General features: G+C 35.7%; 11 protein-coding genes. 6 read left to right on the forward strand and 5 right to left on the reverse strand.

Features of this window, described 5'->3' with window-relative positions; translation table 11 throughout:
- Positions 1-34: 34 nt before the first annotated feature.
- From DVK85_RS00225 to DVK85_RS00240, 4 genes are all read right to left on the reverse strand, one after another.
- Positions 35-2,293 (reverse strand): lectin-like domain-containing protein, encoded by a 2,259-nt coding sequence (locus DVK85_RS00225; RefSeq protein ID WP_162845311.1) that lies wholly within the window; start codon positions 2,291-2,293, stop codon positions 35-37.
- 368 nt (positions 2,294-2,661) lie between these two features.
- Positions 2,662-3,969, reverse strand: coding sequence for a dihydrolipoamide acetyltransferase family protein (locus DVK85_RS00230; RefSeq protein ID WP_114676506.1), 1,308 nt, complete (start codon positions 3,967-3,969; stop codon positions 2,662-2,664).
- Positions 3,970-4,075: 106 nt separating this feature from the next.
- Positions 4,076-5,230 carry a glycosyltransferase family 2 protein gene (locus tag DVK85_RS00235; protein WP_114676507.1) on the reverse strand — a complete coding sequence of 385 codons (1,155 nt, stop codon included), beginning with the start codon at positions 5,228-5,230 and terminating at the stop codon, positions 4,076-4,078.
- A gap of 105 nt (positions 5,231-5,335) precedes the next feature.
- Entirely contained in the window at positions 5,336-5,773 is a 438-nt protein-coding gene (locus tag DVK85_RS00240) for an Hsp20/alpha crystallin family protein (protein ID WP_114676508.1), read from the reverse strand.
- Positions 5,774-5,947: 174 nt separating this feature from the next.
- On the opposite strand from DVK85_RS00240, the gene DVK85_RS00245 reads away from it, so the two are divergent.
- Both DVK85_RS00245 and DVK85_RS00250 read left to right on the forward strand, forming a co-directional pair.
- A complete protein-coding gene (locus tag DVK85_RS00245; protein ID WP_114676509.1) occupies positions 5,948-7,822 on the forward strand; it encodes an ABC-F family ATP-binding cassette domain-containing protein in 1,875 nt (624 codons plus the stop codon).
- 21 nt (positions 7,823-7,843) lie between these two features.
- On the forward strand, positions 7,844-8,476 hold the full coding sequence (locus tag DVK85_RS00250; protein WP_114676510.1) for a hypothetical protein: 633 nt from the start codon (positions 7,844-7,846) through the stop codon (positions 8,474-8,476).
- A 68-nt stretch (positions 8,477-8,544) separates the two neighbouring features.
- Here the strand turns inward: DVK85_RS00250 and DVK85_RS00255 are convergent, their stop codons facing one another.
- Positions 8,545-9,207 carry a hypothetical protein gene (locus DVK85_RS00255; protein WP_114676511.1) on the reverse strand — a complete coding sequence of 221 codons (663 nt, stop codon included), beginning with the start codon at positions 9,205-9,207 and terminating at the stop codon, positions 8,545-8,547.
- A 280-nt stretch (positions 9,208-9,487) separates the two neighbouring features.
- Between DVK85_RS00255 and DVK85_RS00260 the strand changes: the two genes are divergently transcribed.
- The 4 genes from DVK85_RS00260 (at position 9,488) to secA (ending at position 14,635) form a co-directional block, all read left to right on the forward strand.
- A complete protein-coding gene (locus tag DVK85_RS00260; protein ID WP_114676512.1) occupies positions 9,488-10,189 on the forward strand; it encodes an ABC transporter ATP-binding protein in 702 nt (233 codons plus the stop codon).
- A gap of 45 nt (positions 10,190-10,234) precedes the next feature.
- The gene (locus tag DVK85_RS00265; RefSeq protein ID WP_114676513.1) at positions 10,235-10,807 is read left to right on the forward strand and encodes a cob(I)yrinic acid a,c-diamide adenosyltransferase; all 573 of its coding nucleotides are present in this window, start codon (positions 10,235-10,237) and stop codon (positions 10,805-10,807) included.
- Between the two features lie 141 nt (positions 10,808-10,948).
- Positions 10,949-11,170, forward strand: coding sequence for a DUF2795 domain-containing protein (locus DVK85_RS00270; RefSeq protein WP_002986941.1), 222 nt, complete (start codon positions 10,949-10,951; stop codon positions 11,168-11,170).
- A 96-nt stretch (positions 11,171-11,266) separates the two neighbouring features.
- A complete protein-coding gene (gene secA / locus DVK85_RS00275) occupies positions 11,267-14,635 on the forward strand; it encodes a preprotein translocase subunit SecA (RefSeq protein WP_114676514.1) in 3,369 nt (1,122 codons plus the stop codon).
- The last annotated feature ends 189 nt before the right edge of the window (positions 14,636-14,824 follow it).

Below are 14,824 nucleotides of genomic sequence, written 5' to 3' on the forward strand. Positions count from 1 at the left end.
AGACTTTTAGTTAAAAAAAACGGTATATACTTCTTTAATTAATTTCTCTATTTACATAGATCCATCCTGTTTTTTGTTGTCCAGACATTTGGTTTTCATTAGCAACATTAATGCTATAAAAATAGGTGCCTGTTGGTAGTTCATTACCATTATCAGACTGCCCATGCCATTGATTGGTATAATTTGAAGCTGTATAAACCTTTACACCGTAACGATTAAATACAGACAATTCTTTTACATTATATCCCGTAAGATCGAAAGAATCATTCATACCATCACTATTAGGAGAAATACCTCTTTGAATAAAACATTTATTGACAATAATATTAAAACTTACAGAAGAACTACACCCTAAACTATTCTCTCCAGTAACCTGTATAGTTTGAACATCGGCTGTTGTATTTTGAAAAGCTTCAGGAGAAATAATAGTAGTAAACACTCCATTATTCTCATAAGCATAGGTAAGCACAACATCTGGACTGCCTGCAACTTGGCTTGCTACGGTAGTTAAATCAAAAATTGCAAAGCCATCATTATCGTCATCACAAGCCTCTATATCATTAACCTGAACAAGCACTGGTAGTGGTTTTATTCCTAATGGTAAAGCCACCACACTATAACAACCAGTTGTAGTATTTTCAATGCGCACCCACAGTTCACTTTCTTGATCTGTTGTAGCATAAAGCAACGGTAACTGTGCCATAGTACTACCTGTTCCTGCTTCGGTTGCTGTTTCATAAAACGTAATAACTAAATCGGTGTTGCCTCCCTCAATCTGGTCAATAGCCATACTCAAATCAAATTCTAAAATATCGCTCTCACACACTGATAAAGCTAAAGGCTCATTGTAGCTTACAGCAGGAAATAAAGTCACCTGCTCGATACTACTAGCTGAGCAACTACCACTTACAGAATATTCTACAAAATAAGTAGCACCCTGAACTCCATTAGAAATTGTTCCTGTAGCGATATCAATCACAGCTCCATCCGTAGGTATGGGGTTAAATGTAAATACACCTCCCACATCTCCTGTTATTGTAGCTGTAGCCCCTTGGCAATCAGGATCCATAGAAAAAGAAGCATCGCCAGCCGTAATATCAACTGTAACACTATCTGTAACATTAGCTTCACAAAACGGAGCTTCTAGAAGAGCTACATTTACAAGTTGTAATACTTGTTGTGACGAAGCTACTACCGATAAACTAGCCACACCAGCAGCATCAAGAAGAATTGTTTGCTCATCTCCAGTATTAAGAGTATATGTTACCTCACTACCTGGAGTACCAGTAAAGTTAAAAACAGCATCCTCCCCGCTACATACAGATGAATCATCAGCAACAACAGTAACGTCTGGATTAGGCACTACCGTTATAGTAACATCCTGATCCATTGTTTGTCCGCAATTATCTGTTGTAGTAAGTGTATAAGTTGTTGTAACACTTGGTGTAAAAACAGGATTAGGAATATCAGGATCACTAACCCCTGTTGCAGGAGACCATTGATAATTAAGCGCCCCTACATAAGTGCCATCAATATCTGTAATTGAACTTCCTGCACATATGGTTTCATCTTGCAATGAAGACTCTAAAAACGAAAGATATTCAAAACAAATAGATTGTAAATTTGTTGCATCTCCTGTAGAGCCTGTAAAACCAAAGTAAACAGTAGAAGCTCCTTCAAAAACTGTATTTATCAAATCGGACGTATACGTAAATCGTTCAGAACAGTCAAAAACTAACGTAAAAGTCTGTTCAGCTGCACGCCATTGTATTTTAACTTGATGCTCAATATTATTCTCAATATTTGTAGAGGTAGCAGATGCCTGTACATAACTTACAAGGCTATTAGGAGAGTTATGGTTTGTATTCCCATTTTTTTGCAAAGCTACATGATCATAATACGGGTCATTAATAACTCCACCTGAGTTTTGATAGGTATCAAATTCTACTGCAAGAGAAGGTGTTTCTGGTAATTCTTGATAACCAAGACCTCCTCCTGGAATTCCTATAATAGGATCAGAAGTGGTCTTTAATACAAAACTCATTCCGTCTGCTCCTCCATCATTTGAACCAAAAAACCCATTAAATACAATATCAAAATCAGCATTAAGATCTATTGGGTTATCATACCACAAAGCACCCGCCTGCTGCTGAAGGTTTGGGGTAATAACATAACAATCATCTCCCGTAGAGTAGGCATCTCCAACGTATGATGGCACTAACTGAGCCCAACCATTTGTTGAAAGCAAAAGCCCCGATACTAGAACTAATGTTTTAAGTAAATTTTTCTTCATACAAATCATTAATTTTTATTGGTTTTATTTTTTATTGGTTTATGAATTTCGGAAAACATCTAGATTAAAAAAATCGCTATAGATCAATAATTTAACTAAAGCTCCACAAACACACAGTGTTAAATATATAACTATTCTTCAATAAAATTATATTTTTTATATTATAATTTTATCACATACACAAAACACATAAAAACCTAACAACAAACACTTTAAAAGTTAAAAAATAATGAATATTGCTTTTTAAAAAACTATATATAACACTCAAAAAACTCGCTATCTACAGTAAAATTTTGGCTATTTAAACCATAAAAAAATCCTGCCATTTCTGACAGGATCTTTTATTATAAATTTATAATAGAATACTATTATATATCTCTATTTGGGTCAAAAGCCTCGAGATATTCTGCTACTCGCTTAACGAATGAACCTCCTAGTGCACCATCTACAACCCTATGATCATAACTGTGCGAAAGGAACATTTTTTGACGAATTCCGATAAAATCTCCCTCAGGAGTTTCGATAACCGCAGGCACTTTTCTAATAGCACCAAGCGCAAGAATACCTACTTGTGGCTGATTGATAATTGGTGTACCAAACACACTACCAAACGTACCTACGTTAGTAACAGTATATGTACCACCTTGTGTATCGTCTGGTTTTAATTTACCAGCTTTTGCACGGTTACCTAAATCGTTTACTGCTTTTGCCATACCTACCATATTAAGCTGGTCGGCATTTTTAATAACAGGCACAATAAGGTTACCATTTGGTAAAGCTGCTGCCATACCAAGGTTTATATTTTTCTTTTTGATGATATAATCACCCTCTACAGATATGTTCATCCCTGGGAAGTCTTTAAGCGCACGCGCTACAGCTTCCATAAATATTGGGGTAAAAGTTAGCTTTTCGCCTTCTCTTTTTTCGAAAGTGCTTTTTACTTTATTTCTCCAGTTTACAATATTAGTAACATCTACCTCTATAAACGACTGTACGTGCGCCGATGTTTGTACTGACTGTACCATATAGCCCGAAATCAGCTTACGCATACGATCCATCTCTACAACCTCATCCTGACCATTAACTGATACCGGAGCTGCTTTAGCCGCTACTGGCTGACTTTTTGCCACAGGTTGCTGTACTGCTTTAGCAGGAGCTGCTACTGGCTGGCTTGTTCTATTTTTAATATAATCTAATATATCCGTCTTAGTTACTCTACCGTCTTTACCTGTACCATTTATAGCTTCAAGCTCAGCAAGAGAAATACCTTCTTCTTTAGCAATATTTTTCACTAATGGTGAAAAGAATTTTTCTGAATCAGAAAAATCAACAGGTGTATTAACCGTTTCTTTAGCTACCTCTACTGATTGTTCAACAGCAGCAACACTAGCACTTACAGGCTCTGCTGTATTTGTTGCATCCGAAACTACATCGCCTTCGGTTTCTATTAAGGCTATGGTTTGCCCTACCTGAACAACATCATCAACTTGAAAAAGTATTTCTGATAAAACTCCTGAAACTTCTGATGGCACTTCAGAATCTACCTTATCGGTAGCAATTTCTAAAACTGCTTCGTCTGCTTCAATGGTATCACCCACGTTTTTTAACCAATTTGTAATAGTTGCCTCTGCAACACTCTCACCCATTTTGGGTAATTTTAGTTCAAATTTTGCCATATCGTTAACCTAAAGGTAAAATTAATGTTTCTGTTTGCGAAATTAATAAAAAAAACGACTTATTACTTCACTCTTAATAATTATTCATAATATACTAGAACTATTTTTATAAGACCAATACACTACCTCTTCCGTTACTGTTATTACTACCTAATACAAAACTACATCCTCTGGGTTTTATCTTAAAAGTGTACCCGTCCTGTTTATGATGCTGCATTATTGCTATAATTTCGGCAAACGAAAGAAGTTCGTTGTCAAAGATAATCTCTATTCTTTTTTTATGCGAATTTTTAGCAGAAAATAACATGGTTTGTTTATATTCAGCCAAACGAGTTACTTTTTTACCTGTAGTCTTTTCAAGCTGTTCTTTTAACACCACTTCTTTAGAAAACAACAAATACTCCTCAGGCTCTATTACTGTTGTTTTTTTATTTTTCTTCGCAACAACAAAAAACGACACACCCGCCTTCATGAATAAATCGAAAGCTGCTGATTTTTTAAAATGCTTACGGTAAAACTCCTGCATTGCATCATTAAATCGCTTCATATATGTTTCGTCACGAACAGTACTTTCTCCTTTATAATGTAGTATTGAAGTTTCGGGATAGTAAATGTTTTTCTTCCCTGCCTTCAGTATAGTATATGATAGATCTACATCTTCGCCATACATAAAATAATCTTCGTCAAACCCTCCTACTTTAATATATAACTCACGATCCATAAACATAAAAGCTCCTGTTAATATATCAGTTTGCCCTATAGTATTCTCGTCGAGGTGCTGGGCATAGTATCTATTAAATAATGTAAATTTAGGAAACACCTTATACAACCCTGCTATTTTACTAACAGCTACCCAAGGCGTAGGTGTGCCACGTTTACTCTCTGGCAAGAAGTTACCCGTACCATCTATCATTTTCACTCCTGTAATACCTAATTCTTCTTGCGTAGGCGCAAACACTAGTAGTTTATGAAATGTATCTTCTCCTACTACTGTATCAGGATTCAATATGCATACATATTTACCTTGCGCCTCTGCAACACCCACATTATTCCCTATAGGGAAACCTGCATTTTCTTTTTGAACAATAAGTTTTATATCAGGAAAACGTTGTGCCATCATAGCACAACTGTCGTCGGGTGAATTATTATCTACAACAATAATTTCACCATCTATACCCTCAAGCGCTTTCTGTACACTAAGTACGCACTGTTCTAGAAAATACCTAACGTTGTAATTAAGAATTATTACTGATAATTGCATTGCACAAAGATATATAATTTGGTTATTTGATAATAACTATATAAAGAAAACAAAAAAAGCGCCCTATAAATAGGACGCTTTTCAACTAACCAACTCAAAACATCATTATAAAATATCTATTAACCTTTTTGCTTTTGGTAATGCTTCTTCTTTTTTAGGCAGTATTATTGTTAAAATACCATCTGTATAAGCTGCATTTACATTCTCTGTATTTACACTTTCTGGTAAGGTAAATGCTCGCTTAAATGAAGAATAACTAAATTCTCTTCTGGTAAACTTACCTTCTTCTTGCTCTGTATTCTCACTTTTAAGTTCAGATGAAATTGTTAATAATTCATTATCTACTTCAATAGTAAAATCTTCTTTCTTAAATCCAGGAGCCATAAGCGCTACCGAAAAAGCTTTGTCGGTTTCTTTAATATTTACAGGAGGTACAATTTTATTTACCATTTGAGTCCCCCCTGCCCAATCTTTAAAAATTTCATCCATAATAGATGGAAATAAACCATTTACATTACTGTTGTTTCTTTTTACTGCATTCATATTCGCTATATTTTTTAATTAAAATTGAAATATTGTTTTACGCTTTACTAATAGTCAAGTTCTATTCCAAAGACAGAAATAAGACTTTTTGTCACTTATAGTGACTTTTTGTCATTTTAAGATAATAATTGTAAGTAATTATAAATAGCCTATTTTTGCAAAAAAAGCAACATAGTGAATTACCTTTCAGTAGAAAACATATCCAAATCATTTGGCGAACGTACACTTTTTGAGAACATCTCTTTTGGCATCAACAAAGACCAAAAAGTCGCCTTTGTAGCCAAAAATGGTACAGGAAAAACAAGTATCTTAAAAATTATTACAGGCGAAGATATGCCTGATACAGGGCAAGTAGTAGTTCGTAAGGATATAAAGATGGCATTTTTACCTCAAGAACCTAATCTTGATCCTGAACTTACGATTGAAGAAAGTATTTTTGCTTCAGATAACGAAATACTGAAAGTTATTGAGCGATATGAAAAAGCGTTAGAAAACCCCGAAGATGAGGAAGTGTATCAAAAAGCTTTTGAAGGAATGGATATACACAATGCTTGGGATTTTGAGACACAATACAAGCAAATACTATCCAAGTTAAAACTAGATGACTTAAAGCTAAAAGTTAAAAGTCTATCGGGTGGGCAAAAAAAACGTTTAGCACTTGCTATAATCCTGATTAACAAGCCAGACTTGCTAATACTAGATGAGCCTACCAACCACCTTGACCTAGAGATGATAGAGTGGCTCGAAAATTATTTTGCTAAAGAAAACATGACCCTATTTATGGTTACTCACGACCGTTTCTTTCTAGAGCGTGTGTGTAACGAAATTATAGAGCTAGAAAACGGCAAACTATATCAATACAAAGGGAACTACTCTTATTATCTTACTAAAAAAGAAGAACGCATTGCAGCCGAGAATGCCAGTATAGACAAAGCACAAAACCTATTAGTAAAAGAACTTGCTTGGATGCGCCGTCAGCCGAAAGCACGTACTACTAAGTCAAAATCGAGGCAAGATGATTTTTATGTAATCCAAGAAAAAGCCAATAGCCGTCGTAAAGATCATCAAATTGAGCTAGAAATAAACATGGAACGTATGGGTAGCAAAATTGTAGAGCTACACAACGTATCTAAAAACTTTAAAGACAAAACCATACTCGATAACTTTAGCTTCAACTTTAAAAAAGGAGAACGTATCGGTATTATTGGTAAAAACGGAACAGGAAAATCGACTTTCCTGAACATATTGACCCAAACTATGCCGCCTGATGGTGGTAAAGTTATAGTAGGCGATACTATTAAAATGGGCTACTACACGCAAAGCGGCATTAACCCGAAGCCCGAACAAAAAGTTATTGATATTATTAAAGAATATGGTGAGTACATACCTCTGGCAAAAGGAAAAATAATATCGGCAGGACAATTATTAGAGCGTTTTCTTTTTGACCGTAAAAAACAATATGATTTTGTAGAAAAACTAAGTGGTGGCGAATTAAAACGTCTTTACCTGTGTACCGTATTAATACAAAACCCAAACTTCCTGATACTCGATGAGCCTACCAACGACCTTGATATTGTAACGCTTAATGTATTAGAAAGTTTCTTGCTCGATTATCCTGGCTGTCTATTAGTAGTAAGCCACGACAGGTATTTTATGGATAAAATTGTAGATCACTTATTTGTTTTTAGAGGCGAAGGTGTTATCGAAGATTTCCCAGGAAACTATAGCGATTTCCGCACCTATGAAGACAGTAGCGAACCTACAAAAGAAACATTAAAACCCGCAGGAGAAGCTCCAGCCAAAAAAAGCTGGAAACAAAATAATACTAAAGCAGGCTTAAACTTTAACGAGCAAAAAGAATACAACAAAATAGAGAAAGAAATAAAAGATCTTGAGCGCGAAAAAGAAGCTATAGAAGCCTTATTTTCTGAAGGTAAAATTGCCGATGCTAATATTGCAAAAAAAGCAGAAGAGCTACAGGTTGTTTTAAATAAAATAGAGAATAAAACAGAACGCTGGTTTGAGCTAAGCGCAAAACTAGAAGAATAATAAAGTAGTATAACTATTTTTATGAGTGTACAGCCTTACATACAATTCCTTTGGAATTCTAAAAACGCACATGGCGTACACTCTCCTTTTGTATACGGGATAATTAATAAATGTTTCTATAGAAAGATACCTCAACTATATAACAAAAAGAAAGACATACCAGTACAAAACATCAACTTGAATAGTGCAAATACACTACATAAAATAGTCGCAGGGCTACAAACCTCTAAACTATATGTACTAGGAGATAAGAGTACAGAGATAACTGAAATACTACGCATTTCGGGCGAAGAAGCCAATACCCGACCTTGGTTTTTTTCTACATTAGCCCCTATACCCAGTGTTATAGACTTGGCATATATAGCGGAGAAAAACACAGCAGAATTACTCTCCTTACTCGAAGATATACTACCCAATGCAAATAGCAACACAGTATGTGTTGTAGGAGATATTCATACTACCGAAGCAACAGAAAAGGCATGGGAAGCAATAAAACAACACCCTAACGTAACCGTGACTATAGACACCTACTATCTAGGTTTGGTATTTTTTAGGCCAGAACAAACAAAACAGCATTTTATAATACGCCCTTTTAAAAACAGTATTATCGATGCTATTTTAGGTATTAAAAATCTATGGGGGCTTTTAGCGTAAAAAAAGCCACCTCATATAGGGCAGCTTTTTTGTGCAAAATAATTAACCTCTAAACTATTTTTGCTTTATTATTCAGCAGCTTCTTTCGCAGCTTCGTTCTCATCACCTTTTGCTGTCATTCGTTCCCAACTAAATTTAGGCGCAAATTTTAATTTAAGACCCGCAATTTTATTATTATCCTCTGTAGATAAACCTTCTTTCTCTACCGTATTTTTCCTAGCATCAAGCGCTTCATACCAAGCTTTAATTTTATCAAAATCTTGACGTGAATAGCTTTCATGATTTGCTTCAAAAGTATTCACAAATTTTTGGTAAACACTAAGTATGTTATCTTTATTTACCCAAGCAAACTTCATGTCGTTACCCACAGCATTGGCATCGCCAAAATAGCTAACAAACAAATTTCGTGTGCTTGCCTCTTCTGCTTTTTCAGAAACATCTGCTTTCAGCTCAACATACTCTTGCTTTGTTTCATCTATTCTGTCTTGTGCATTAACTTTATCTTTCAGGCTCTCTATAGTAGCTTCAGCCTCAGCAAGCCTTGTTTGGTACTTTGCCTCAATAGCTTCCCAATTAGCCATTTTCTCTGAATCGTCAAGTCCCTGCACAGAATCAACATAAGACTCATAATTATCTACATTTCTTTCAGCAGTCATTTCGGCATCATTCTTACAAGATGTAAGTCCTGCTGCAAGTAAAGCAGCTCCCAGTACTAAATTTAATTTTTTCATAATTGATTTGTTTTTATGTTACTTTGATGAGACAAAGCTATCTCTAACTAATCAAAGCTCAAAATTAAAGCTCAAACATTAGGAATACTTTAATAATTATAACATATCATTAAGTATTATTAAGAATGTATTAAGAAAAACAACAACATCATACACTTTATAAGTCAAACATTAGTATATGAAATCGTCGTTTTTATAATCAACATAGTATAATATACTACTGCGCACAGGCCGCTGTTACTAAAAAAATTTCACTACTTTTAAGGCTCAAAATAAAGCTATGGCAGAACCAATCATCAATATAAAAGGCATAACCCGTGATTTCCCTTTGGGCAACGAAATTGTTAAAGTACTAAAAGGCATTGACCTCACTATAAACAAAGGCGAATATGTAGCTCTTATGGGACCTTCGGGCTCTGGCAAAAGTACACTCATGAACCTTTTAGGTTGTCTTGATACCCCAACAGGAGGTTCATATACCCTTAACGGTAAAGATGTAAGCCAAATGAGTGATGATGAGCTTGCAGGCATACGAAACAAAGAAATTGGCTTTGTGTTCCAAACATTCAACCTACTACCCCGCACTACCGCATTAGACAATGTTGCATTACCAATGGTATATGCAGGCTATAAAAAACCACAACGTAACGAGCGCGCTACCGAAGTATTAAAACAAGTAGGACTTGCTGACAGAATGGATCATAAACCCAATCAGTTATCGGGAGGGCAACGACAAAGAGTAGCTGTAGCGCGAGCATTAGTAAACAACCCCTCTATAATTCTTGCCGATGAGCCTACAGGTAACCTAGATAGTAAAACATCGTTAGAGATAATGGGTTTATTTAATGATATACATGCCAATGGTAACACTGTAATACTCGTAACCCACGAAGAGGACATTGCAGCTTATGCCCACCGCGTCATTAGGCTACGTGATGGTATCGTTGAAAGCGACAATGTAAATTTAAACCCTGTTGTGTAGTTAGCAGTCGCAGCATTCAATCTATTATCTGAAATCTGAAAAAAAATGAAAGTATATACCAAAACCGGCGATAAAGGTACTACTGCACTTTTTGGTGGTACACGTGTAGCCAAGCACCACATACGCATAGAAAGTTACGGTACTGTAGATGAGCTAAACTCACACATAGGGCTTATTCGCGACCAAGAAATGAACCCGATGTATAAAAAAACATTGGAGCGCATACAGGACAGACTTTTTACTCTTGGTGCCATATTGGCAACACCACCTGAAAAAGAGATATTAAAAAACGGAAAAGAACGTCTTAACATTCCGAAAATATCTGACGAAGATATTGAACTGCTCGAGAACGAAATCGACAGTATGGATGCTGCACTACCGCAAATGACGCATTTTGTATTACCAGGAGGACACACTACAGTGTCATATTGTCACATAGCACGCTGTGTATGCCGCCGTGCAGAACGCCTTGCAGTACATTTAGATGAGCTAGAAGGTATAGATGGCATGGTTTTAAGGTACCTTAACCGACTTTCTGACTACCTTTTTGTACTGGCACGGAAGTTGTCATATGATTTGAACGCCGATGAGGTAAAATGGATACCTGAAAAGTATTAATAGCACTCATATAAACATACTGATTAAGCGGTATTTAAAGGCAAAAAATCACGTTCTTGACTTTTTTAAGAAAATAAACAACTTTTTGCTTGACAATTTCAGCAGAAAAATTATTTTTGCATAAAATTAAACCTTTTAGAAATGTATTGGACATTAGAATTAGCATCCTATTTAAGTGATGCCCCGTGGCCGGCAACAAAAGACGAACTTATAGATTATGCCATTAGGACCGGAGCACCACTAGAGGTGGTAGAAAACCTTCAGTCCATAGAAGATGAAGGCGAGATCTATGAATCTATGGAGGAAATATGGCCAGACTATCCTACTGATGAAGATTATCTTTGGAATGAGGATGAATACTAGCAAAAAATAAATTTTCAATTGAAAAGTCTCTTTCACGAGGCTTTTTTTTTGGTTAAATTTGTAAACGTTAAAATAAACAATAAGAAATTATATATAATGAGTTTAATAAATAACATACTTAAGGCTTTTGTAGGCGATAAGTCTGAAAAAGACATAAAAGCCATACAGCCTATTATTAAAAAGGTACATTCTTTTGAAACTGCCTTGGCTGGTCTTTCTCATGATGAGCTAAGAGCAAAAACTATTTATTTTAAAGAAAAAATAAAAGAAGCTAGAGCCGAAAAAGACACTAAAATAGCATCGTATCTAGAAGAGATAGAGCGAACAGAAGATATTGATAAAAGAGAAGATATATATGCTTCTATCGATGCGCTTGAAAAAGAGGCTTATGATATCTCTGAAAAAGTATTAATGGATATTCTTCCAGAAGCATTTGCTGTAATTAAAGAAACAGCACGTCGCTTTAAAGAAAACACAAGCATAAGCGTTACTGCTACTCCTTATGACAGAGAGTTATCGGCAACAAAAACTTATGTTGAGCTTGATGGTGATACTGCCGTTTGGGCAAACTCATGGAATGCCGCAGGTAAAGAAATTACCTGGGACATGATACATTATGATGTACAGCTTATAGGTGGTATAGTACTACACGAAGGTAAAATTGCCGAGATGCAAACTGGTGAAGGTAAAACGCTTGTAGCTACTTTACCAATGTACCTTAATGCGCTTACAGGCAATGGTGTACACCTTGTAACCGTGAATGACTACTTAGCACGACGAGATAGTACTTGGAAAGCTCCTTTGTTTGAGTTTCATGGTATGAAGGTTGACTGTATAGACAACCACCAACCTAATTCTGATGCAAGAAGAAAAGCTTATGCTGCCGATATTACTTATGGTACTAACAATGAGTTTGGTTTTGATTATCTTAGAGATAATATGGCACACTCGCCTGAAGATTTAGTACAGCGCAAGCACAATTTTGCCATTGTAGATGAGGTCGATTCTGTACTTATTGATGATGCTCGTACGCCACTTATTATATCTGGTCCTGTACCACAAGGAGACCGTCATGAGTTTAATGAACTTAAACCAAAAGTAGACCACCTAGTAAACCTACAAAGAACATTACTTAATGGAGTATTAGCAGAAGCTAAAAAACTTATAAGAGAAGGAAACACTAAAGATGGTGGATTCTTACTACTACGCGTTTATAGAGGCTTACCAAAAAGTAAAGCCGTTATAAAATTCCTTAGTGAAGAAGGCGTAAAGCAAATATTACAGAAGACCGAAAACCAATACATGCAGGACAACAACCGTGAAATGCATAAAGTGGATGAGGCACTGTACTTTGTAATCGAAGAAAAAAACAATCAGGTAGAGCTTACAGATAATGGTATTCAGTTCCTATCGCAGGATACTGATAAAGAATTTTTTGTACTACCAGATATTGGAACAGGTATAGCCAATATAGAAAAGCAAAAATTAGAAAAAGAAGAGGAAGCAGAACGCAAAGAAGAACTTTTTAGAGATTTCTCTATAAAAAGTGAACGCATACACACCCTTACACAATTACTAAAAGCCTACACGCTTTTTGAAAAAGATGTAGAGTATGTTATCGAGAATAACAAGGTTATGATTGTAGATGAGCAAACGGGTCGTATAATGGACGGGCGTCGTTACTCTGATGGGTTACACCAAGCAATTGAGGCTAAAGAAAATGTAAAAATTGAAGCAGCTACTCAAACATTTGCAACTGTTACCCTACAAAATTACTTCAGGATGTACAATAAACTTGCGGGTATGACGGGTACTGCGGTTACCGAAGCGGGTGAATTCTGGGAAATATACAAACTAGATGTAGTAGAAATACCTACAAATAGACCTATTGCTCGTAAAGATGAGCATGACCTGATATACAAAACTACTCGTGAGAAGTTTAATGCCGTTATAGAAGACGTTAATAAACTATCTGCAGCAGGAAGACCAGTACTTATCGGTACTACTTCGGTAGAGATATCTGAGTTACTTAGCCGAATGCTGAAAATGAAAAATGTTCCGCATAACGTATTGAATGCGAAATTGCATACAAGAGAAGCCGAAATTGTAGCCGAAGCTGGTAAAGCAGGAATAGTAACCATAGCTACCAATATGGCAGGTCGTGGTACGGATATTAAACTATCAAAAGAAGTTAAAGATGCTGGTGGTCTTGCCATAATCGGTACAGAGCGTCACGATTCAAGACGTGTTGACAGACAGCTTCGTGGTCGTGCAGGACGTCAAGGAGACCCAGGAAGTTCACAATTCTATGTATCACTTGAAGATAACCTAATGCGTTTATTCGGTTCTGAAAGAGTAGCGAAGGTTATGGATAGAATGGGACTTAAAGAAGGTGAAGTTATACAACACTCTATGATGACAAAATCTATAGAGCGTGCACAGAAAAAAGTAGAAGAGAACAACTTTGGTGTTCGTAAAAGGCTACTTGAGTATGATGATGTAATGAACGCACAACGTGAAGTAGTATATAAGCGTAGAAAGCATGCTTTGCATGGCGAGCGTCTTAAAGTAGATATTGCTAACATGATGTATGATACTGCTGAAGACATCATCAGTTCGAATAAAGAAATTAACGATTATAAAAATTTCGAGTTTGAAATTATCCGTTATTTCTCTATAAGCTCTCCAGTTAGTGAGTCTGATTTCAAGAAAATGTCTGAAACAGAGTTGACAGGTAAAGTATACAAAGCTGTGATGGAAGCATATCAAGCTAAAAACGAGCGTGATGCGCATGAAGCTTTCCCTGTAATTAAAAATGTTTACGAAGACGAAAGCTCACAATATGAGCGTATAGTAGTACCTTTTACCGATGGTGTAAAAACGCTTAACGTAGTTACTAACCTCGAGAAAGCATATCAAACAGGAGGAAAGTCGTTAATTGCTGATTTCGAAAAGAACATTACTCTTGCTATTGTAGATGAAGCTTGGAAAAAGCACCTTCGAAAAATGGATGAGTTAAAACAATCGGTACAATTAGCCGTACACGAGCAAAAAGATCCATTACTTATTTATAAGTTTGAGGCTTTCAACTTGTTTAAGAAAACTGTAAACGGTATTAATAAAGATGTAGTTTCATTCTTATTTAAAGGGGATTTACCTTCGCAAAACCCTAACAACATACAGGAAGCAAAGCAGGTGCAAAAACCTAAAGAAAGCTATAAAACAAGTAAAGAAGAGGTTTTAAATACTGATGAAATGGCAGCACAAGCTCGTGAAGTAGCACAGCAAAGCCAAGGACAAAGTAGACCACAAGTAACCGAAACTATAACTAGAGAAACGCCAAAAATAAACCGTAATGACACTGTTACCATTAAGCATGTAATGAGTGGAAAAACGGAGACCATGAAATTTAAAAAGGCAGAAAGTATGCTTATAACAGGAGAATGGATTATAGCTAACGACTAAAATTTATACTGTTATAGATTATATAAAAATCCTCCATTATTCTGGAGGATTTTTATATTTATACCTTTTTGATTATTTTTTTACATGATATGTTAATTAAAATTAAGGCTAGCTTATTATCACTACCTTACTTGAACATAAATAAAGTAAAATGTCAAAAAGCCTAGACTCAAAAAAAAGCGGTAAAAA

Source organism: Flavobacterium arcticum, from assembly GCF_003344925.1.
GTDB classification, from domain to species: domain Bacteria; phylum Bacteroidota; class Bacteroidia; order Flavobacteriales; family Flavobacteriaceae; genus Flavobacterium; species Flavobacterium arcticum.

Bases quoted from the DNA above. Each gene is read 5' to 3' on its own strand.
- DVK85_RS00225 (WP_162845311.1), bottom strand. From the start codon at position 2,293: ATGAAGAAAAATTTACTTAAAACATTAGTTCTAGTATCGGGGCTTTTG.
- DVK85_RS00230 (WP_114676506.1), bottom strand. From the start codon at position 3,969: ATGGCAAAATTTGAACTAAAATTACCCAAAATGGGTGAGAGTGTTGCA.
- DVK85_RS00235 (WP_114676507.1), bottom strand. From the start codon at position 5,230: ATGCAATTATCAGTAATAATTCTTAATTACAACGTTAGGTATTTTCTA.
- DVK85_RS00240 (WP_114676508.1), bottom strand. From the start codon at position 5,773: ATGAATGCAGTAAAAAGAAACAACAGTAATGTAAATGGTTTATTTCCA.
- DVK85_RS00250 (WP_114676510.1), top strand. From the start codon at position 7,844: ATGAGTGTACAGCCTTACATACAATTCCTTTGGAATTCTAAAAACGCA.
- DVK85_RS00255 (WP_114676511.1), bottom strand. From the start codon at position 9,207: ATGAAAAAATTAAATTTAGTACTGGGAGCTGCTTTACTTGCAGCAGGA.
- DVK85_RS00260 (WP_114676512.1), top strand. From the start codon at position 9,488: ATGGCAGAACCAATCATCAATATAAAAGGCATAACCCGTGATTTCCCT.
- DVK85_RS00265 (WP_114676513.1), top strand. From the start codon at position 10,235: ATGAAAGTATATACCAAAACCGGCGATAAAGGTACTACTGCACTTTTT.
- DVK85_RS00270 (WP_002986941.1), top strand. From the start codon at position 10,949: ATGTATTGGACATTAGAATTAGCATCCTATTTAAGTGATGCCCCGTGG.
- secA (WP_114676514.1), top strand. From the start codon at position 11,267: ATGAGTTTAATAAATAACATACTTAAGGCTTTTGTAGGCGATAAGTCT.